This is a genomic window from Martelella radicis, assembly GCF_014196625.1.
Taxonomy (GTDB): domain Bacteria; phylum Pseudomonadota; class Alphaproteobacteria; order Rhizobiales; family Rhizobiaceae; genus Martelella; species Martelella radicis.
On record NZ_JACIDZ010000005.1, the window covers coordinates 180,168 to 201,093 of the forward strand.

14 protein-coding genes are annotated in these 20,926 nt (G+C 63.6%); 4 read left to right on the forward strand and 10 right to left on the reverse strand.

Annotation, left to right across the window (positions count from 1 at the left end):
- Positions 1 to 20 precede the first annotated feature (20 nt).
- On the forward strand, positions 21 to 944 hold the full coding sequence (locus GGR30_RS09590) for an ROK family protein (protein ID WP_183485465.1): 924 nt from the start codon (positions 21 to 23) through the stop codon (positions 942 to 944).
- 6 nt (positions 945 to 950) lie between these two features.
- On the opposite strand, the gene GGR30_RS09595 is transcribed toward GGR30_RS09590, so the two are convergent.
- The 3 genes from GGR30_RS09595 to bcsN form a co-directional block, all read right to left on the reverse strand.
- Entirely contained in the window at positions 951 to 3,293 is a 2,343-nt protein-coding gene (locus tag GGR30_RS09595) for a cellulose biosynthesis cyclic di-GMP-binding regulatory protein BcsB (RefSeq protein ID WP_183485468.1), read from the reverse strand.
- Positions 3,293 to 5,482 (reverse strand): UDP-forming cellulose synthase catalytic subunit, encoded by a 2,190-nt coding sequence (gene bcsA, locus GGR30_RS09600; protein WP_183485472.1) that lies wholly within the window; start codon positions 5,480 to 5,482, stop codon positions 3,293 to 3,295. The genes GGR30_RS09595 and bcsA overlap by 1 nt, the downstream gene beginning before the upstream one ends.
- Positions 5,483 to 5,774: 292 nt before the next feature.
- A complete protein-coding gene (gene bcsN, locus GGR30_RS09605) occupies positions 5,775 to 7,022 on the reverse strand; it encodes a cellulose biosynthesis protein BcsN (RefSeq protein WP_183485475.1) in 1,248 nt (415 codons plus the stop codon).
- A 392-nt stretch (positions 7,023 to 7,414) separates the two neighbouring features.
- Between bcsN and GGR30_RS09610 the strand changes: the two genes are divergently transcribed.
- Positions 7,415 to 10,294, forward strand: coding sequence for a tetratricopeptide repeat protein (locus GGR30_RS09610; protein ID WP_183485478.1), 2,880 nt, complete (start codon positions 7,415 to 7,417; stop codon positions 10,292 to 10,294).
- A 1-nt stretch (position 10,295) separates the two neighbouring features.
- Here the strand turns inward: GGR30_RS09610 and GGR30_RS09615 are convergent, their stop codons facing one another.
- From GGR30_RS09615 to mutL, 3 genes are read right to left on the reverse strand one after another with little or no spacing between them, the layout of a single operon-like run.
- Entirely contained in the window at positions 10,296 to 10,808 is a 513-nt protein-coding gene (locus tag GGR30_RS09615) for an AAA family ATPase (protein WP_210287996.1), read from the reverse strand.
- Between the two features lie 12 nt (positions 10,809 to 10,820).
- Complete coding sequence (locus tag GGR30_RS09620; protein WP_183485702.1) at positions 10,821 to 11,051, reverse strand: DUF2093 domain-containing protein; 231 nt, start codon at positions 11,049 to 11,051, stop codon at positions 10,821 to 10,823.
- 35 nt (positions 11,052 to 11,086) lie between these two features.
- Positions 11,087 to 12,961 carry a DNA mismatch repair endonuclease MutL gene (mutL, locus tag GGR30_RS09625; protein WP_183485481.1) on the reverse strand — a complete coding sequence of 625 codons (1,875 nt, stop codon included), beginning with the start codon at positions 12,959 to 12,961 and terminating at the stop codon, positions 11,087 to 11,089.
- Positions 12,962 to 13,113: 152 nt separating this feature from the next.
- Here mutL and GGR30_RS09630 point away from each other — a divergent pair, with 152 nt between their 5' ends.
- Entirely contained in the window at positions 13,114 to 15,156 is a 2,043-nt protein-coding gene (locus GGR30_RS09630; RefSeq protein ID WP_183485484.1) for an NADH:flavin oxidoreductase, read from the forward strand.
- A 3-nt stretch (positions 15,157 to 15,159) separates the two neighbouring features.
- Here the strand turns inward: GGR30_RS09630 and GGR30_RS09635 are convergent, their stop codons facing one another.
- Positions 15,160 to 16,041: an SMP-30/gluconolactonase/LRE family protein gene (locus GGR30_RS09635; protein WP_183485487.1), complete on the reverse strand. Its 882-nt coding sequence runs from the start codon at positions 16,039 to 16,041 to the stop codon at positions 15,160 to 15,162.
- 642 nt (positions 16,042 to 16,683) lie between these two features.
- Here GGR30_RS09635 and GGR30_RS09640 point away from each other — a divergent pair.
- Positions 16,684 to 17,814, forward strand: a complete 1,131-nt coding sequence (locus GGR30_RS09640; protein WP_183485490.1) for an Mrp/NBP35 family ATP-binding protein — start codon at positions 16,684 to 16,686, stop codon at positions 17,812 to 17,814.
- 6 nt (positions 17,815 to 17,820) lie between these two features.
- Here GGR30_RS09640 and nagA read toward each other — a convergent pair whose 3' ends face one another.
- From nagA to GGR30_RS09655, 3 genes are read right to left on the reverse strand one after another with little or no spacing between them, the layout of a single operon-like run.
- Positions 17,821 to 18,975, reverse strand: a complete 1,155-nt coding sequence (gene nagA, locus GGR30_RS09645) for an N-acetylglucosamine-6-phosphate deacetylase (protein WP_183485493.1) — start codon at positions 18,973 to 18,975, stop codon at positions 17,821 to 17,823.
- 1 nt (position 18,976) lies between these two features.
- Positions 18,977 to 20,008 carry an SIS domain-containing protein gene (locus GGR30_RS09650; protein WP_183485496.1) on the reverse strand — a complete coding sequence of 344 codons (1,032 nt, stop codon included), beginning with the start codon at positions 20,006 to 20,008 and terminating at the stop codon, positions 18,977 to 18,979.
- Positions 20,009 to 20,033: 25 nt separating this feature from the next.
- Entirely contained in the window at positions 20,034 to 20,783 is a 750-nt protein-coding gene (locus tag GGR30_RS09655; protein WP_183485499.1) for a UTRA domain-containing protein, read from the reverse strand.
- Between the last annotated feature and the right edge of the window lie 143 nt (positions 20,784 to 20,926).

The window sequence follows — 20,926 nt, forward strand, 5'->3', positions numbered from 1 at the left end:
CTTGCCAAGGGAGTTACATGATGGCCGGCGCAATCCTGTGTTTCGATATCGGCGGGACCTCGATCCGGGCCGCAACCGCGGTCAACGGCGCCCGGCCCGGAAAGGTCGACCGCTTTGCTACGCCCGCCACCGATCGCGAGGCCTTCCTGGCCCGTATTTCGGCCATAGCCGAAGCGCAACCGGAACGCCCGGCGGCAATCGCCATCTCTCTTGCCGGCATCGTCAACCCGCAGACCGGGCGGCTCGTGGTCGCCAATATACCGGCAATCCATGGTACCGAACTCAAGACCGATCTCGAGGCGAGGATGGACATGCCCGTCATCATCGCCAATGACGCCGACTGTTTCGCCGTTGCCGAAGCGGTATTCGGCGCCGGACGCGGCCACGACATCGTCTTCGGCGTGATTTTCGGAACCGGCGTCGGCGGCGGACTGGTTTCGGGAAAACACCTGATCAACAAGGCTGGGGGTTTTGCCGGCGAATGGGGCCACGGCCCCGTCGTGCCGCTTGCGGCCGGTGGCAGGCCGATCCCGCATTTTGCCTGCGGCTGCGGCGTTTCGGGCTGCGTCGATACCATTGCAGGCGGGCCCGGCCTGGAACGCCTCCACACATTTCTGCATGGCGAGGCGCTTTCAGCGCCCGATATCCTGTCCGGCTGGCATGCGGGGCGGCGAGAGCCTACGCTGACGGTCAAGACCTGTCTTGAGCTTCTTTCCGGTCCGCTTGCGATGGCGATAAACCTCACCGGCGCCACGATCGTGCCGGCCGGCGGCGGCCTTGCCCGTGATCACGCCTTCGTCGCCGCCATCGATGAGGCGGTGCGTCCCCTCACCCTCGCAAGGCAGCGTCACCCGCTGGTCGTGCCCGCCGCCAGCGGCGGCGAACCGGGATTGGCCGGGGCGGCGGCCATCGGCTTTCAGACGCTTGCCGCAGATCCGGATTGAGGCGGCCTACTCGTCGTAACGGCCGAAGCGGGTCAGCATCTGCTTGGTGGCAATGCCCAGCAGGACTGTTCCGATCACCAGCGCCAGCGAGAAGGACATGGTGTTGGTCGAGAACCAGTTGGTCAGCACCAGCCGGACATTGTTGACGGAAAAGGGCGTATCGAAAATGAAGACCGTCGCGCCTATGCCGATATTGTCGATCACGCCGGTATTGCGGTTATAGGTCGTTGTCCGCCCCTGCACGGCATCCCAGTGCTGGCGTTTCGTTAGCGCCTGCATGCCGTTTTCCAGGTTTTCGTGGGTCGGCGCCGCAATCATCGTCCACGCCCCGTCATCGTTGGGGCTCGGCTCCTGGGCGACGATCATCGAGATCGAGTTCGGCGGCAGGTAATCGGTATCCGGACGGGGCAGGAAGCGCAGCGTCTCGAAGGAGAGATCGTAATTGCGCTTCAGATATTTCTCCACCTCGAAGATCCAGTTGTACCAGCCGGCCGTCACCGCCTCGTCCCATTCCTCGATCGTCGTCTCCGGCGCTTCGTTGTAATTGGCCTCGCCTCCGACCTGTTGCGTCCACACGCTGCGGCTCGTCTGGGAGACCTTGGTTTCGCGCAACGCCTGCGCCGGCAAGGTGCCGATCGCACCGAGAAAGATCGCGTCGCCATCGCCGACATCATCAACCGAGTGCACCACGTCGACCGGAATCTGGTGACGGGCGGCATTGGCGAGCTTGGCGACGAAATCGGAGGCCGCGCCCATCGTGTCGCCGTTCAGGCTGTCCATATAGAAGGGAATGCGGTCCTCGTGGCGCGAATAGGGAAAGCCGGTTCCGCTTGTCCCCCACAGATTGGGGACCTGCGCGACGCGGCCGAAATTGGGCATTTCGAATTCGCTGGTGTCGAAGACGGCAAAGCGCGGCGTGTCGTCGGCGGTCTGCCCAGGCAGGCAGGCGGCGTCTTCCTTGGTCAGAAGCGCTGCCTCGAGAACGATCTTGTTAACGCCGGGGCGCATGTGACGCATGGTGAACCTGACCGGCGTGCGGCGCAGCACAGCGCCATTGACCGTGCTGATCGGCCATGTCGCGGCAAGCTGGTCATTGACGAAGACATGAAGGCGGCTGCCGGGAAGCACGATCGGCCCGTAGGCGGCATCGAGCAGGAGCCGCGCCTCGCCATAGGCGTCGGCATAGAAATCGGCAGGCAGGCCGATGGCGAATTCGGCACGGAAGACGCGCCCGGAGAATTCCTGCGTCGGGATGCCGAGCTGCTCGAAGGTCAGCGTGCGATGCCCGGTCAGAAGCTGCGTATCCTGCTTGCGCCATGAATGGGTGGAGTAGGCCTCGTCCTTCTGCGCGGCCGAGCGGGCTGCAGGCGCGGTAATGCCGTCGATCAGCGGACCGATGCGCTGCCAGGATGGCGCCACCAGCACGAGCACGCTCTGGCCGAGCGCGTTGGTGGAGATGAAGCGTGCCGACTGGGTCGTGCCGATATCGGGAAGCGCATCGCCAAGCAGCGGCCGCAATTCGGCGGGCGTGCCGACATAGACGGGAAGCACGCCGGAGGCGAATTTCACCGGCTCGGACTTCGAATAGGTATAGAAGGTGTTCGGCATATCGGCCAGAAGCGCAAGCCCCTGCGCCAGCTCCAGAAGAGGATCGGCGGCAATCGTGTCGGAAAGCCCCGGCGCGACGATATGGAACTGGGTACGGCCGATGGCGTCGACACCGACGGCGCGGATATCGTCCGTAGTCGACATCAGACCCGCATCGGGGTTGTCGAACATGAGGAAGGTGCGTTCCGGATCGATATCCGTCCAGAGATCATAGGTGGATTCCAGATCGCAATCGGTCCGGTGTCGTTGCTTGATCTTGAAGGAAACGTTGTTGTAGCCGGGCTTGAGCACGCCTTCCGGCACGTCGAAACGCAGGTCGGACTTGCGCTCCGACGATGACAGCGGCGGCGTGGCGATCTCGACATTGTTGAAGGAGATCGTCAGCTTCGAGAATTCGGGGGCAACGAAGATCGAGTTCTGATAGCCGATGTTGAATTTGGCCGCCGACCGCGCCTGCTCCTCGGTCAGGTACATCGACCAGGAACGCTCGACATTCTCGCCCTCGATCCGCATCTGGTCGGCGGGAATGACATAGCGGAAGAAAGGCAGGCGCTCGGTGGTCTGCGGCGTCGTGACGGTTGTCGTAGCCGGTTGCGGCGACGCCGGTTCCACCGCGCGCGGCGGCGGACCTGATCCGTCCGAGCCCATGTCGAAGGGCGCGGCCGCCTCGGGCGTCGTCTGCGCCGCGGCGATCACCGGGCCTGCAAGCAGAACTACAATGAAAAGCAGGATCCGTCTCATCAGCTCTTGCCCTTCCCCCTGACCACGACTCCACCGGTATTGGGCTGGTATTTGCCGATGAAATAGCTGAGGCCGCGCCCCATCTGCCTGATCGACATCTTGATGAACCAGAACGTGCCGCCCAGCGTGCCGGGATCGTTCTTCCGCGACTGCAGAAGCTGCTGCCAGCGATCGGAATTGGCGAACATAAGGTCCGAGATCACCGAATGATGAAGGCTGCAAACCGGCGCATAGCGGCAGCCAACCATGGCAAGCTCACCCAGCGAACGCGCGTGACGGATCATCACCGGCACCTCGCCCGGATCTCCGCCCTTGTGCGGCTCGACGCGCAAGAGCGCATGCGTGCCGGGGCGCAGCCTGTCAAGATCACGCACCTGCACCTGCAGGCCGGCGCCGTCAGTCGACACATCCTCGATGGTGCCACGATAGACGCTGTCGCCGATTACCAGTTCGCAGCGCCGCGACATCTTCACCCGGCGCGCCTTCTGCCGCTCGCCGACTTCCGAGACGACGCCGAGGGCCGCTGCCGTCAGGAACAGGTTCAGGAAGTTCCAGCCGCCCACAACCCAGGTAACGCCAGCCAGATAGGGCTCCGCATAAAGCCTGTAGGCCATCATCACCATCGCAGCGACGAAGATGAAGAAGATGATGAAGAACGGGCGGCTGATTTCGGACAGCCGGCTCTGCTCGATCGACTCGTCCTTGGCCGTCACCTTGAAGGAGGGTTTCTTCGGGTTGATGATCGCGGAGACGACGGCGGGCATCAGGTGGATGGTCTGGATGTATTCGTAGAGTTCGGAAATCCACGGCCACCGGAACTGCCCGAACAGGTAGTTCTGGATCAGCATGTTCACGATCAGATAGGAGAGCGTGTAGGCGAGAAACTCGCCGCCGGACGCGTCGAAGATCTGCAGGCCGAAGAACAGATAGCACAAAGGCGCGATCATGAAGGATGCGCGCGCGAAGGGAAACAGCCAGAACAGGTTGGAGGACATGTAACACAGACGCTGCGGCAGGGTGAGCCCGCGCAGGAGGATCGGAAACTTGAAGCGCAGGATCTGCATCATGCCCTGGGCCCAGCGGCTGCGCTGGCCGATGAAGCTCGAAAAGGTCGCGGGCTGCAGACCGGCGATGAGTGGCCGGTCGACATAGACGCTGTTCCAGCCGTTGGAGTGAAGTTCCACGGCGGTTTCGCAGTCCTCGGTGATCGAGACGCCGGAAAAGCCGTTCACGGAATTGAGCGCCTCGCGCCGGAGAACCGCCGCAGACCCGCAGAAGAAGGATGCGTTCCACTTGTCGAGGCCGCGCTGGATGATGCCGTAGAACATTTCGTTCTCGCTCGGCATGATCTCGTAGGTCCTCAGATTGCGCTCCAGCGGATCCGGGTTGATGAAGAAGTGCGGGGTCTGGACGAGGAAGAGCCTGGGATCTTCCATGAAGTAGCCGACGGTTTCCTGCAGGAAATCATTGGTCGGGGCATGGTCGGCGTCGAACACCACGATCAGATCGCCGGTGGTGTATTGAAGCGCGTGGTTCATATTGCCGGCCTTTGCGTGCTCGTTGCGCGGCCGGGTGATATAGCCGACGCCGAGCTCAGCGCAGATCTGCCTCAGCTCCCGGTGGCGCGTCTGGGCGAGACTTGCCTCCACCAGGTTCTTGGAGTTGCGCTTCTGTTCGGACCCGCCGTCATCGAGAAGATAGACCTTCAGCTTTTCAGGCGGGTAGTCCATCGCCTTGGCGGCGGCCAGCGTGTTGGACAGAAGCGTGGCATCCTCGTTGTAGGAGGGAACGTAGACGTCGACATAAGGCAGATCGCCCTCAAGCTTCCCCCAGCGCGGGCGCACCGGCAGCGGAAAGGAGACCACAAACAGGCTGAGCGCCAGCATGCAGACCGAGAACATCTCGGCGAAGTAAAGCAGGAGACCGGGTATGAAGTTCTGGAGTTCGGTGATCGGCGGCAGCGTACTGGTCGTGCGCCAGAACACGTAGCGCAGAACGATCGAGGTGCCGAAGGCGAGTGCGATCAGCCGCCAGTTGCCCTCCGCATGCATCTGCTTCAGCACCGTCATGACAGCGACGGCGACGACGCTGACCACAATCTGGGTGCGCAGATCAATCGGCAGGGTGACGAGACCCAGCACGAAGATCGACGTGATGATCCAGGCAATGACGATTGCGGCCCTACGCATCAGGCGACACCCTTCCTAAAGGCTGGCATGAATTTCTTCCCACCCTAAGGCAAAGAAACCTAAGAATTGTTTTCCATCGCGCCATTTTTCGGGAAAACGACAGGGCGCGCCAGCCTGCTCGGTTGCGGACCCTGCCAGACCGGTCGCCGGTTCCGTACCCCAATGAAAGCTGTCTGCGCAAGATTTCACCTGACCGCACCCTGTTTTTTCTAGGATGCCACTATGCATGGAAGTAAGGCGCGCTCCAACCCGCACGGAAATTTGATTGGCTGAGCGCCCCCTCGCACGGTCTCTATTCGCAACTGACCGTCGTCGACCCCGGCAGAAGCCGGCAGGGCGGCGTCGGAATGGAACGCGTCGTGGTGGCCGGCGCACGGGTCGCGGCGGCGGTAGGCGCGGCGCTGGTCGTCGCCGACGCAGCAGGCCGTGCCGGTACCGGAATGGAGCGCGTGGCGGCGGCAGGCGACGCAGCGGACGAAGACGCGGCGGCAGGCGCTGTGGTGGAAGAGGCGGAGGCAGGCGCAGGTGTTGCGGCGGGCGTCTGACGGCCGGGCGTGGGCAGCGACGAACCCGTAGCCGGCAGCGCGCCTTGCGGCGACGTCACGGACGATGGCGACAGCCCCGGCGCCGGCGGCACATTGACATAGCCACCCGAAGGCAGGCTTCCGGGAGGAAGGCGCACGACATCGACGCTGATCTCGTCGCCGGTCGCAACCGGCGCGGCGGCGCGGGTCGTGGTGGTGGTTGTCCGGGTCGTTGTAGAACGGGTCGTCGAGCCCGAAAGAACCTTCTCGGTATCGGCGACACGCTCCGAGCGGTCGTCATAGGCCCGGCGCGGATAGACCGGCGCGCCGGTCTCGCCCAGAAGCGGCGGCGGGGCTGCCTGCTCGCCATAGGGGTTCCAGCCATAGGCCTCGACGGCCGCATTGACGGTATAGCCGTACATGATGCCGAGCAGATCGTCCTCGCTCGCGCCGCTTTCGCAGAAGCGGACCCTGATCTGGATCGTGCCGGCCTGGCCGAAGGCCGCGCGCGTGTCGCGCCCGGGTCTGATCTGCTGCCAGCCATACATGCACAGGTCGTCGCCGCGGCCGTAACCGAAGGCATAGCCGAACGGACCGTAGTTGTTCTGAACGTAGTAGGGCGACTGCGTCATCCTGACGCCGGAAAGCTCCTCGCGCATTTCTTCGTCGACGCGAAGGTCGGTGACGGCGCGATAGTCGAGCGCCCTGCCGTTCATGGGGGAATAATTGCGCGTCCCGAAGAAGATGGCGTTGATGTAGTTCTGCCCCGGCGTGCGCGCATCGGTGCGCAACAGGATGCGCTGGTCGATGGCGTTCGAATACTGCGTCTCCAGCACCGAGATGATCGCCGGCCCGCCCGGCGGAGGCATGACTACGGCTTCCTCGGGCATGAGGTTGCGGACATTCGCGGTATAGGGCATGAGGTTGCCGGCACACCCCGCGAGCAAGCCTACCCCAATGAGGGCCAGTGCCGCGCGGCATCCGGTCCTGATCTGATAGGCAATTGCGTTCATCATGATACGGCACACCTCGGCTTCGCTGCGAAAGACCGTCCTCAGGCCTGATCGCGCAGGATTTCCGCACCATGTTTTTCAGATTTAGGTAAACAAACGACTAACAAACCGGTTTAGCCCCCGGTCGCCACCGGCCCACAAAAAAAACAAATCGATCGTCAAAAGCACCGATCCGGCTCGATTTTTAATATTTCTTAACGACAATATGGATTTGTAGTGTCCAAAGCTGTGCTCACTGCCGGGAACGCTTTATGCCGGAAGTTCCCGCCGCAGGCTTTTTGGGAAGCGATCGGTGGAAAGCGGTCATTCTGAAAGGGATGAAAAGCAGCGAAAGATGATGAACGGGCGTGGTTGCGGAACTTGAATGCCGTGCGCTTGGCCGGAGTAAGGATGTTATGAAACTGACTTATATTGCACTGACCGCCGGCGCGATCGCCCTGATCGGTGCAATCGGCATGAGCGGCCCGGGCCGAAAGCTGCCCCTGACCGAAGCGCAGGCCCAGTCCTCGGACGCGTTCGAGCAGGCCTATGAGCAGATCCTCGAAAACGACACGCCCGCGACCGCCCCTGCCCCCGAGCCGCGCTTTGCCCCCGTCAGCGAGGCGCAGGCCCAGGAACCGAGCGAGAACTTAAGAAACCTTTCGACCAGCGCGCAGGCGCCGCAGGGTGATGCGGTCACCGAGATCAGCCGCGGCCAGACCGAAACCGCACCGCCCCAGGAGCCGGCAACGCCGGCGGTGGATGAAAGCGCGCTGCGCTATTTCGCCCAGCAGGGAGACCTTCAGCGTCTGCAGGCGGAAATTTCCCGGCTGCGCTCGCTTTACCCCAACTGGACGCCGCCGGCCAATCCGCTGGCGGTCGAGGACGGCGAGGACGAGCAGCTCAACGCCATGTGGGCGGCCTACGCCAAGGGCGATTATGCCGAGGTTCACCAGTTGATCCAGGATCGTAGGACCGAAGAGCCGGATTGGACGCCGCCCGCCGACCTGGTCAACCGCCTGCATATCGCCGAGACCCGGACCAAGCTTCTCAGCGCGGCCGAGGACAGCAACTGGGAAGACGTCATCGACTATGCCTCCCAGGCCCCGAGCCTCCTGACATGCGCGGAAATCAACGTCCTTTGGCAGGTCGGCGAAGCCTTTGCCCAGACCGACAAGCTCTCGCGCGCCATGGATGCCTACACCTACATCCTGAAGAACTGCGACAACCCGCAGGAACGCCTGGCCACCATGCAGAAGGCCATGGCCTTCATGCCCTATGACGACATGAAGACCCTTCTGGGCTTCGAGCGCCAGGACGACGATGGCAAGGGCGAATTCCAGGAAATCCGCGATGCTCTCCTGCGCGATCGGTTCGCCCAGGCAGGCGAAGACAAGACGATCGTCGTCTCGCCCGATGACCTCGCCCATATGGAGAAGCTCGCCAATGACAGCCAGGACGCCAAGGACAGCGAGCTGCTGGCCTGGTACTTCCTCGTGCGCGGCAGCGAGTCCGCGGCGGAGGAATGGTTCCGCAAAGCGCGCTCGGAAGGCGATTCCGCCGAGATTTCGCAGGGTCTCGCCCTGATCCTGATCGAGCAGGACAATGCCGAGGAAGCGGAATCGGTCATGTATCCCTGGCGCAATGACTCCGCCGAGGCCCTCGATACCTATCTCAATGCCGTCACCAACATGCTTGGCCGCATCCCCCGCAAGGATTACAGCCAGGAAGTGCTCACGCGCATGGCCGATGTCGTCACCGAGGCCAAGAGCATGACCGCCGCCCAGCAGTTCGGCTGGTATTCGAACGACTACGGTGATCCCCTGGCCGCCCTGCAATGGTTCGAGGCGGCCCTGTCATGGCAGCCCGATTACGAACCGGCGGCCTATGGCGTGACACTGATGCTCAACACGCTGAATTACAGGCCCGGCGTTTATCTGATGCAGCGGATCTGGGCTCCCTATTCCGAGCGCATTGCCTGGCTCAACGACCCGAACGCGCCTGTCACCACGATCGAGAACGTGATGGCGACCGTATTCGAGCTGACCGCGCTTGAGCAGACCGACGGCACGACGCGCACGGTTGCCGTTCCGGTCGCCGAAATCGACCTGTCAACCGGCCAGCAGACCCCGCTGGGCGCCGCCGCCGCTCCCGCCGCCAGTCAGGCTGGCGGCACCGGCGTATCGCTGACGGCCCCGCTCTATGCCCCGGGCACGCAGCCGCTCACAGGCGCCGCCGCCGAAACCGCGCCGGTCAATTATGTGCCGGAATACTACGAATATTATTACGGCAACGCCGCCGCCGGCACGCCTCCGATTGCCGGAGATTCGACCGTTGCCTCGCGCATGCGTGCGATCGAGCGCCTGACCATTCCGCGCTCGATGATCCAGACCGATCCGATCACCGGCGTGCAGACCGTCACCGTCCTCAATTCGGCGCTCGAACCGGAACAGAGGCGCTACAATGTTTCCGCCGCCCAGGTTCAGGCCGCCTTCTACACGACGGGCCAGCCCTCGGATAAAACCGTGATCTATCGCTTCGACGAACAGGCCTATGTCAACCGCGACTATCTGAGACAGTTCCAGATCACTTATTACCTCGCTCAGGCAAACGAGACCGGCGACAATGTCACCATCTCGACATTGCCGGCCGGCACGCAACTGCCCGCCGGCACGCCGGTGGCAACCGTGACGCCCGCCGCGACGACGACCCGCACGACATCCCCGGCGACCACCACCACGCGCAGGACGACTTCGACGTCCTCCTCATCCGGCGGCTCGTGCTGGAGCGGACGCTCAGCCGACGGCCTGTCGCCCGACGCAGCTCTGAGGCAGGGCTGGTGCCTGATGGACATGGAGCGCCCGATGGAGGCCGCCCGCGCCTTCGAGACCGCGCTTGGCTCAAGTTCCGCTAAGAACCGCGAAGAAGCCGCCTATGGCCAGTCACTCGCCTATCTGCGCATGGGCCTGACCAGCAAGGCCGCCGTTGCCGCTGCGGAAGAACCGTTGAACTCGGAACGTCAGCTCAACCTCCAGGTCCAGATCCTGACGAAACGCGCGATCGCAGCTTATCAGGGCGGCCATTACGAGGACGCGCTTCTCATCCTGAACCAGCGCAGCCAACTTGCGCCTGACGAAACCGGCCTGATGGTGATCCGCGGCTACGCCTATTACAATCTCGGTCGCTACTTCGATGCGCAGAAGGTGTTCGAGGCGCTTACCGAAATGGGCAACCGCAAGGGCATGGAAGGGCTGGCTCTGGTACGCGGCCAGCTTGGCCTGCCGGGCACGCAGTAAGTCAAGAGACGCCGGAAAGGCTTGCCAGGATGCGTGCCGCGGCCGCCTCGGCGGACATCCGCGCCGTATCGATGTGCAGGACCGCCTCGCTCCAGGGCACATAGTCGCGGTCGAGAACGCCCTGCCAGCCGGGTTGCACATGCCCCTTGACGATGTCGCTGACCCGGGTTTCGATCCGGACGCGATGGCTGGCAGCATCCGAACAAAGGATTTCGACGCCCAGAAAACCGGCTCTGGCGCTTTTCGCAGCCTCTTCGAACATCGCGCGCGTCAGCGGCCATGGATTGACGCAGTCTATGACGACATCCTGGCCGATTTTCAGGTTCGAGGCGGCAACCGCCGCCGCGATCTCGTAGCCGAGCGGTCCGATATCACGGTGTGGGTCATCGATCCGCAGAACGGCCTCGATCTCATCGACACGCAGGAACACCGCCGGCCGGCATTGCGCGACGCGCCGGCCGATCGTGGTCTTACCCACGCCCGGCAACCCGGCAAAGGCGATCAGCCTCGCCACGTCAGGCCCGCATCAGGACTTGCCAAGCGGCAGGGCTCCGGCCTTTTTCTCCGCCTCGAATGCGGCTGGCGCGTCGGCATAGGCCTCCTGGCGGGCGACGCTCCAGTAACGCAGTTCGTCGAGCGGGATGCGCCGGCCGGTAACAGCGCAGATCACGTGCGTGCCGGGCACGACGACCTCGAAATCGGCATCGAGATACCTGATCTTTGCCTCGCCCCTGCCATTGCCTTCCAGGATATTCAACACGTCATCTCCTAAACAGATCGCTCCCGCATCGTTCAGCGCCCGAAAAGGCGCTCGATGTCGGAAAGCTTCAACTCGATATAGGTCGGGCGGCCGTGATTGCATTGCCCGGAGCCCGGCGTTTCTTCCATTTGCCTGAGAAGAGCATTCATTTCCTCGACGCGCAAGCGCCGACCGGAACGCACGGAACCGTGACAGGCCATGGTGGCGGCAACGCTCTCGAGCCTCGCGCGCAAGCCGTCCGCCGTCTCCCACTCACCCGCCTCGTCGGCAAGCTGGCGGATCAGCGCCGGCGCATTGACCTCGCCCAGCATGGCCGGGGTCTCGCGCACCGCGATCGCGCCGGGTCCGAAACGCTCATAGACGAGACCAAGACGGCTCATCTCCTCGGCAAAGGGCATCAGCCGGTCGCAATCCTCCTCCGGCATGTCGACGATTTCCGGAATCAGCAACACCTGCGAGGGCAGGTTGCGATCGGCAAGCGCCTTGCGCAAGGCCTCATAAACCAGACGCTCATGGGCGGCATGCTGATCGACGATCACCAGGCCGGTTTCCGACTGGGCGACAATGTAGTTCTCATGCACCTGCGCGCGGGCAGCGCCGAGCGGGTGACGCAGCACCGCCGCCTCGCCTGGCTGTTCGACGTTTTCCGACCGCGCCGAGGGCGTTTCGAAGCCGGCAAGCATCGCGCCGCCGCCCGGCTTCTCGCCCGCCAGGGCCGCGCCGCCGCCAAGGGCCGGATTTGCGCGCTCCTCGAAACCTTCCGGCCGATAGGGCGAAAGCTCGGCCGACCAGTTCACATTCGAGGGACGGACATCGCGATGGTCGAAGCCGCCGCCGAACCTGCCCGGCTGCGGCGCGTGTGGCGCGGCGCCCGGCCTGAATGCCCTGAGCATCGCATCCGCTCCGGTGGAAGACGCCCGGTCGCCGCTCTTCGTCAGCGCCTCGCGGATCGCGCCGACGATCAGCCCGCGGACCAGCCCCGGATCGCGAAAGCGGACATCGGCCTTTGCCGGGTGAACATTGACGTCGACCAGCGCCGGATCGAGCGAGAACCACAACACCGCCATCGGATAGCGCCCCTTCGGCACGGTCTCCGCATAAGCCGCGCGGATCGCGCCCATCAGAAGCTTGTCCTGCACCGGACGACCGTTGACGAAGGCATAGAGATGACCGGAATTGCCGCGATTGAAGGTCGGCACGCCGACAAAGCCAGTAAGCCCGACATCTTCGCGCGCAGCGTCGATCTCGATCGCGTTCGGCCGGAAATCCTTGCCCAAGACCTGGGCGACGCGGGCGAGCCGGTCATCGCCGGTCGCCGGCAGTTCCAGGGTCGAGCGATCGGAGCCCGACAGCACGAAACGCACGGCCGGAAAAGCCAGCGCCATGCGCTTGACGACCTCGGTAATAGCGCCGGATTCGGCCCGCTCGCTTTTCAGGAATTTCAGCCGGGCCGGCGTGGCGAAGAAGAGATCGCGCACCTCGACGATGGTGCCCGGATTGACCGGCGCCGGCTGCGGCTCGCTCAACCTGCCGCCGTGAAGCTCGATCCGGTAGCCCTCGGGGGCGCCCTTCGTTCGGCTGGAAACGGTAAGCCGCGCCACCGAGCCGATCGATGGCAGCGCCTCGCCGCGGAAGCCGAGCGTGCGAATATCGGTGAGGTCGGCGGAGATCTTCGAGGTGCAGTGCCGCTTGACGGCAAGCGACAGGTCTTGCGGGTTCATCCCGGAACCGTTGTCGGTCACGCGCAGAAGCGCCTTGCCGCCGCCGGCGGTCGCGATCTCGATGCGCGTAGCGCCAGCATCAAGCGCATTTTCCACCAGTTCCTTGGCAGCGCTCGCCGGCCGCTCGATGACCTCGCCGGCGGCAATCTGGTTGATGACGGTTTCCGAAAGCTGTCTGATGCTCATGGGGCCTATTTAAAGAGATTCGCGCTGTTTTGAAACGCCGGCGACAGGTGCCATCCCCGCTTTTGGCGCGCAATGAACAGCCTCCGGCGCGTTCGCGGGCATATCCGTGCAATTTCGGTGTAGCATGACCGCAAGAAACGTCGGAGGCTGCCATGAATGATGATCCCTTGCTTCAGCCCTTTCAGCTCAAGCATCTGCGTCTCAAGAACCGTCTTATGTCGAGCGCCCATGAGCCTGCCTATGGCGAAGGCGGTCTGCCGACCGAGCGCTACCGGCTATACCATCGGGAAAAGGCGAAAGGCGGCATCGCGCTGACCATGACGGCGGGATCGGCCGTTGTCGCGCCCGATTCCCCTGCGGCCTTCGGGAACCTTCATGCCTATCGTGACGAAATCGTTCCGCTGATGGCGCGCCTTGCCGAGGACTGTCACGCGCACGACTGCGCAGTGATGATCCAGCTCACGCATCTCGGCCGGCGCACCAGCGGCTGGAACATGGGCGACTGGCTGCCGGTCCTTTCCGCCTCGCCGGTCCGGGAGCCGGCCCACCGCACTTTCCCCAAGGCGATGGAGGATTTTGACTTTGACCGGATCGCCGATGACTACGCCACCGCTGCCGAAAGGATGATGGCGGCAGGCCTCGACGGCATCGAGATCGAGGCCTATGGCCATCTCCTGGACAGCTTCTGGTCGCCGGCCACCAATCAGCGCGACGATGACCATAACGGCCCGCTTGAAAACCGTCTGCGTTTCACCTTCCAGGTGCTCGACGCGATCCGCAACCGCTGCGGACCGGAATTCATCGTCGGCATGCGTCTCGTCGCCGACGAGAACCGGGCGGGCGGTCTTTCACGCGCGGAGGGGCTATCGATCTGTCAGACGCTCGTCGACAGCGGAACCGTCGACTTTCTCAACGTCATTCGCGGCCATATCGACCACGACGCACCGCTGACGGAGGTAATCCCGATCCAGGGCATGGCATCCGCTCCGCATCTCGACTTTGCCGGCGCGGTGCGGGAAAAGACTCGTTTTCCCGTGTTTCATGCCGCCCGCATCGCCGATGTGGCAACCGCCCGCCATGCGGTCGCCGAGGGCCGTCTCGACATGGTCGGGATGACGCGCGCCCATATTGCCGACCCGCATATCGTCGCCAAGATCAAGGCGGGCATCGAAGACCGGATCCGCCCCTGCGTCGGCGCCACCTATTGTCTCGACCGGATCTACGAGGGCGGCGAGGCGCTTTGCATCCACAACGCCGCGACCGGCCGCGAGGCGACCATGCCGCACGATATTCCGAAGGCGGAAGGCAAGCGACGGGCGGTTGTCGTGGGCGCCGGGCCCGCAGGCCTCGAGGCTGCAAGGGTTCTGGCCGAGCGCGGGCATGACGTCATCGTTCTCGAGGCCGCCGATGAAGCCGGAGGGCAGGTCAATCTGTTGACCCGCAATCCGCGCCGGCTGGAGCTCGTCGGCATCATTGACTGGCGTCTTGCCGAGCTCGAGCGCATGCACGTCGCGATCCGCTACAATGTCTTTGCCGAGGAGGAGGACGTTCTGGCCGAGGAGCCCGACCTGGTGGTAATCGCTACCGGCGGCATTGCCCAATCCCCACCGCTTGAGGAAGGTGAGGCGCTCGCGGTCTCGAGCTGGGATATTCTCGCGGGCACGGTGAAACCCGCCGAAAAGGTGCTGCTCTATGACGATCACGGCGGTCATCCGGGCCTCACGGCGGCCGAAGTGATTGCGAAAAGCGGCGCAAAGCTGAAGATCGTGACGCCCGAGCGCTTCTTCGCGCCCGATGTCGGCGGCATGAACCACGTGCCCTATGCGAGAAGCTTTGCGGAAAACGGCGTCGACATTGCCATCAACAAGCGCCTTGCAGCGATCCGGCGCGAGGGCAACGGGCTCAAGGCCGTACTCACCTCAGACTATGCGCCGGGCGTTACCGAGGAAATCGAGGCCGCACAGGTCGTCATCGAATACGGCACCATGCCGATGGATGATCTCTATTTCACCCTGAGGCCGCATTCGCGCAATGGCGGAGAGGTCGACTACAAGGCGCTGATCGCGCGCAAGTGGCCTCTGCCGCTGACGCATGCCGATGGTCGTTTCGACCTCTTCCGCATCGGCGATGCGGTCCATGCCCGCAATATCCACGCCGCCATCTACGACGCGCTGCGCTACTGTTCGCTGATGTAGCCGTCAGATCGCCTTGTAGGCCGGGTCGAAGCGCGGCTTGGCACCCGTGACAAGCGCGAAGGTGAAGCCGGCGTTCGGCTCTTCGGCGATGGTGACGTCACGGGCGGCCGACGTCACCATCATCCAGCCGCCGTCACGGCCGATGAAGGCCGGGCAGGTCGGCTGCCGGGCGGGAAGCTGAAACCGGGCGGTCAGCCGTCCGGACGCGTCGTAGCGATCGAGCACGCTGGCGCCGAAACGGGCATTCCAGATGTGGCCGTCGCCATCGCAGATCGCGCCGTCCATGGCACCGGGCTTGGACGAGGTGTCGATGAAGACCTCCTCCGGGCCGTCAGGCAGTCCGGTCTCGGGATCAAGAGGTACACGCATCAGCTTGTTGATGCGGCTGTCGACATAATAGCCGGTGGCGCCGTCGGGCGAAAAGCAGATCGCATTGGGGATCGAGACCCTGTCGAAGATCTTCGTCACCTTGCCGGCAAGCACATGATAGATCGCGCCTGCCTCGTCCTCGCCCTCCTTGCCCATCGTCCCGACCCAGAAGGCCCCGGAATGGTGGACGCGGGCATCATTGGAGCGGGTCGACGCATCGTCCGGCTCGATTGCGGCATGAAGGCTGAGCGCGCCGGTCGAGGCATCATGGAAATAGAGGCCGGTCTCCATGGCAATCACATGGCGCCGTTCGTCGACCACTGCCATCGCGCTCGCCATCTCCGGCAGCGAGACGATGCGGCGGTCTCTGGTCGAGGCGTTCAGCAGATGGAGCTTTTTGTTGAGAATATCGAACCACCAGATCTGATCAGACTTCGGATCATAGCCCGGCCCCTCGCCGAGTTCCGTCCGGTCGTTTACCAGAATCCTGCCCTCGAATACGGTCTCTGCGGTCATGATTGCTACCGGCGCTCCTCTTGTCCTGTTATGGCTGTCTGTGCGATCGCGAGAGCCTCTCCCGCCAGAATCGCAGACTTTCCCGACCGTGCAAATGAGGAAAGCCAACGAAGGCCGATAAATCAAGCAATCTTGCCTCCAGCACGCCGGTCGGCGGCACAATCTCCCCCGAAAAGGCCGAAAAGCAGGCTTTGGGAAAAAAAATGTCGTGTTTTTGCAACTGCGGCGGATCGCGCGCGCCGGGCCCAAAAAATAAGCGGAGTCAATAATTTGTGCACTGCAGCATGTCCGCGAAGCCGCTTCGCTGACGGTCACTCAAGTCTAAATCACTGTTCTTCCCGCAAAAAAGCCGCTTGCATTGGCTAATGTAATCGTTCATCTTCTCCCCAGTTCCAGAGGGGATGAAAACAAACACGCGCCCAAGAGCGCGATCTGAAAACAATAGAAACGCCGGTGCGACGGACTTTCAAAGTCCCGTATTTCGCCCCGGCGTTTCTATTTTTTTCCGCTTTTCCCGAAAGCGCCATTACGCGCTCGTTCCGGCGCTCCCGCCGCCGTAGGGAACCTCCTGCGCGCGCTTTGCCATTGGTCTTTACGGCAATCTTCACTATCTAGACATTCAGTCAGAACAGGAAGGGCGCCATGACCGATATCAGCAAGGAACAGGTTCTCAGAAGCCTCGAAATCGTGACGCTTGCCGACGGCAAGCCGCTGGCCTTCAGCGGCCTCGTTTCCGATATCTTCATCGCCGACGGCAAGATCTACTTCTCGCTGAGCGTGCCCGCCGAAAGGGTCGAAGCCTTCGAGCCGGTGCGCCTTGCCGCCCAGAAGGCGGTTGAGGCCCTGCCCGGCGCGCGACAGGCGCTGGTGACGCTGACGGCCGACAAGCAGGCCGCCGAGCCCCCGAAACGGGCGGCGCCGGAGCAAAAGCCCGAGATGCCGAGAGGCAATGCGGGCGGGCAGCGTCCGGCCAAGCCTGAAATCCCCGGCATCGGCTCCATCATCGCGGTTGCCTCCGGCAAGGGCGGCGTCGGGAAATCCACCACCTCGGTCAATCTGGCCCTCGGCCTTGCGGCGGAAGGCTTGAGGGTCGGTCTTCTGGACGCCGATATCTACGGTCCCTCAATCCCCCGGCTGATGGGACTTTCGGGCCGGCCGATGCAGGGACCGGGCCGCACGATCATGCCGATGGAAAAATACGGCCTCAAGGTGATGTCGATCGGGTTTCTGGTCGATGAGGGCACGGCGGTCATCTGGCGCGGGCCGATGGTGCAGTCGGCGCTGATGCAGATGCTGCGAGAGGTCGCCTGGGGCGAACTCGACGTGCTTGTGGTCGACATGCCCCCCGGCACGGGCGATGCGCAGCTCACCATGGCTCAGCAAGTGCCGCTTGCCGGAAGCGTGGTCGTCTCCACGCCTCAGGATCTTGCGCTGATCGACGCGCGAAAGGCGATCGCCATGTTCAACAAGGTCTCCGTGCCGGTTCTCGGCATCGTGGAAAACATGAGCGCCTTCGTCTGCCCGAATTGCGGCGAGACCCACCATATCTTCGGCCATGGCGGTGCGAAGGCCGAAGCCGAGAAGATCGGCGTCCCCTTCCTCGGCGAGGTGCCGCTGGCCATGGATATCCGCACCACCTCGGATGCCGGAACGCCGGTCGTCGCCGGGGAGCCGGACGGGGTGCACGCAACAGCCTACCGAGCGATTGCCGCCGCGACGAAGGCCGGCCTTGCTACAAAGACCAGCAAGGGCCCATCGATCGTTTTCGACTGAGCCTTCTCAGGCGGCCGCAAAAACGCGGGCGCCGCCGACATAGGTGGCCTTCAGCGAAAGGTCTTCGCCAAGCAGGACGAAATCGGCATCGGCCCCTTCGGCAAGCCGTCCCTTGTGGTGCGCGCCCACGGCATCGGCCGGGTAAAGCGAGGCCATGCGGAGTGCCTCCCCGAGCGGCACGCCAAGCATCCTGTGGCAGTTCCTCACGCAGGTCAGCATGTCAGTGTCGGCGCCCGCGAGCGTGCCGTCTTCAAGCTTCAGCCGGCCTTCGCCACGGTAGATCGTGCGGCCATTCAGGGTGAAGCTCTCCATGTCCGTCCCGGTGACCGACATGGCGTCGGTGACGAGGAAAATCCGCCCGGGGCCCCTCTTGGCCCGGAGCGCGACGCCCATGGCAACGGGATCCACATGATAACCGTCGGCAATCAACCCGCAGGAAAGGCCGCCATCGGACAGCACTGCGCCGACGAGGCCCGGTTCCCGGTGGTTGAGCGGGCTCATCGCGTTGAAGAGATGGGTCGCCATGGAAGCGCCCGCCATGCGATATTCGCCCGCCGTGGCGCAGCTTGTCGCGGTGTGTCCGAGGCTGACTGTGAAGCCTGCTTGCGCAAGCCGCGAGACCTGCTGGCGCCTGACGCTTTCCGGCGCAATCGTGGTCAGAGCCACGCCGAAGCTTCCGGCGTTTTCGGCGAGAAAATCGCAATCTTCCGCCGCCATTGGCCGGATCAGCGCCGGATCGTGGGTGCCCTTCTTGGCAAGCGCGAGATGCGGCCCCTCCAGATGGAGTCCGAGAAAGCCCGGCACGCCCGCCGCATGTGCCGCCTTGCCCGCGGCGACCGCCTTTATGACGGTTTCGCGGGTATCGGTGATCAGCGTCGGCAGGAGCGATGTCGTGCCGAACTGCTGATGAGCGCGGCAGATGGTCTCGATACCGGAGAGGCTCGGTTCGTTGTTGAACAGCACCCCGCCGCCGCCATTGACCTGTAGATCGACAAAGCCGGGTGCCAGGATCAGGCCATCGGCCCGAATGATCTCGACATCGGCCGGCACGCGGCGTTCGGCCGCAAGGCCCACAAACTTCGAGCCGGCAAAGACCAGCGCCAGGCCGTCATGAAAGCTTTCACCATCGAAAAGCCTCGCGCCGCAAACCGCCTTTTTCATCTCACTCGGTCTCCGTCACCTTGTTGAGCGCCACCGGCTGATCGGGATTGAGCCCGCGAGCACGCGAAAGCTGTTCGATGAAACTGTAATAGGGCACGATGAGCGCGAGCGCGTCGGTCAGCGGATGACCGGTCGCCACGAATGGAAGCCTGACGGTCCCGCCCTCGCCCAGATCGGAGGAAAGAAAAACATCCGCTCCCTTCGCCGCCATGCCGGAGGCGGTTCTGGCGATTGCCGCTTCCGCTTTGTCGCGCGCGGCAAATGCGATCACCGGGAAGCGCGCCTCCACCAGAGAGACAGGCCCGTGCAGGACTTCCGCAGACGAATAGGCCTCGGCATGAAGCTCGGATGTTTCCTTGCACTTGAGCGCCGCTTCGCTGGCAATCGCGAAACTCGGCCCGCGGCCCAGCACATAAAGGGACTGCGCATCCTTCAGCGCCCCCATCAGCGGCGACCAGTCGCAGGCAAGCGCGCTCCCGAGGTCATCGGGCAGCCTCGCAAGCGCTTTTCTGAGCGCGCCGTCATCAGCCCATTCAGCGAGCACGCCAAGGCCGGCGACAATGGAATTGACATAGGATTTGGTAGCGGCGACGGCCTTCTCCGGTCCGGCGGCGATATCGACCGGCTGATCGGCGGCCTCCGCAAGCGGCGAGTCAATGGTGTTGACGAGTGACAGGGTCAACGCGCCGCCGCGCCGCGCCGCCTTTGCGAGCGCGACGATATCCGGGCTTTTTCCTGATTGCGAAATCGAGATCGCCGCCGCCGCCCCCATCTTCAACGGCGCGTCATAGATCGAGGCGAGCGACGGGCCGAGAGAGGCCACAGGCACGCCGGTCGTCAGCTCGATCGCGTATTTGAGGAACAGTGCGGCGTGATCGGAAGAACCGCGCGCGACCGTGACGATGACGCCGGGGTCCTTTTCGGCCAGCGCCCTGCCGGCCCGTTCGAAGGCTGCGCCGCTGGTATCCAGAAGCCTGGCGGCGGCAGCCGGAATCTCCTCGATCTCACGGCGCATATGGGTCTGTTCGGTCATTGCATGGCCTTTTTGCTGCATCGCCTCAGTCCTGATCGGAATAGGTCAGTTCGGCGACTAGGTCGTAAATATCACTTCGATAGAAGGATCGGGTGAACTCAATGGCCCGCCCGGCGGCATCAAACCCCGTTCGGCTTATGGCGAGCGCCGGCGCCCCGGAAAAAACGCCGAGAAGCGCGGCCTGCTCATCCGTCAGGAGGGAGGCCGTGATGTGCTCATTTGCCCGCACCAGACGGATGCCGCGTTCGGCAAGCGCGGCATAGAGCGAGGACCCGACTTCTGCCGGCGCGTCCATGATGTCGCCGGGAAGCGAAGTGTGTTCGAGCGCCATCGGCCGGTCGTTGGCGAAGCGGATACGGCTCAGCCTGGCAACATGCCCGCCCGGCGTCACGCCAAGCGTCTCCGCCTCCTCGGCCGAGACAGGAAAAAGACCGCGCTCCAGCCAGCGGGAATGCGGCCTGAGGCCGCGCGCCTTCATGTCCTCGGTAAAGGATGTCAGACGCTTCAGCTTCTGTTCGATACGTCCGGTAGGAAAGGCAACGAAAGTACCCGCCCCCTGGCGGCGCGTCAGAACGCCCTCGCTCGTCAGTTCGGCGATTGCGCGACGCACCGTAACCCGGCTGATGCCGATGCGCCCGGCAAGATCGCGCTCCGGCGGCAGGGCCGTCCCGCCCTGGAGAGCGCCGCAGGCGATCGCCGCCTGGATAGCGCTCTTCAGGCGGCGGTAGAGCGGACCGTCACCGGCAAGGTCGATATCTTCAAACAGCGTCTGCACACCATATTCCTAATCTCGGACTTGACAGAACTAATACCAATTAAATACCAAAATGCAAGCATGGTCGAGGCAACGCCATGGCAAAATCGCCCGGCAACAGAGACAAGCAGACTTGCGACAACCGGCGGGTGAGGCTCATATGG

Coding starts and splice junctions, on each gene's coding strand:
- GGR30_RS09590 (WP_183485465.1), top strand. CDS start 21: ATGGCCGGCGCAATCCTGTGTTTCGATATCGGCGGGACCTCGATCCGG.
- GGR30_RS09595 (WP_183485468.1), bottom strand. CDS start 3,293: ATGAGACGGATCCTGCTTTTCATTGTAGTTCTGCTTGCAGGCCCGGTG.
- bcsA (WP_183485472.1), bottom strand. CDS start 5,482: ATGCGTAGGGCCGCAATCGTCATTGCCTGGATCATCACGTCGATCTTC.
- bcsN (WP_183485475.1), bottom strand. CDS start 7,022: ATGATGAACGCAATTGCCTATCAGATCAGGACCGGATGCCGCGCGGCA.
- GGR30_RS09610 (WP_183485478.1), top strand. CDS start 7,415: ATGAAACTGACTTATATTGCACTGACCGCCGGCGCGATCGCCCTGATC.
- mutL (WP_183485481.1), bottom strand. CDS start 12,961: ATGAGCATCAGACAGCTTTCGGAAACCGTCATCAACCAGATTGCCGCC.
- GGR30_RS09630 (WP_183485484.1), top strand. CDS start 13,114: ATGAATGATGATCCCTTGCTTCAGCCCTTTCAGCTCAAGCATCTGCGT.
- GGR30_RS09635 (WP_183485487.1), bottom strand. CDS start 16,041: ATGACCGCAGAGACCGTATTCGAGGGCAGGATTCTGGTAAACGACCGG.
- GGR30_RS09640 (WP_183485490.1), top strand. CDS start 16,684: ATGACCGATATCAGCAAGGAACAGGTTCTCAGAAGCCTCGAAATCGTG.
- nagA (WP_183485493.1), bottom strand. CDS start 18,975: ATGAAAAAGGCGGTTTGCGGCGCGAGGCTTTTCGATGGTGAAAGCTTT.
- GGR30_RS09650 (WP_183485496.1), bottom strand. CDS start 20,008: ATGACCGAACAGACCCATATGCGCCGTGAGATCGAGGAGATTCCGGCT.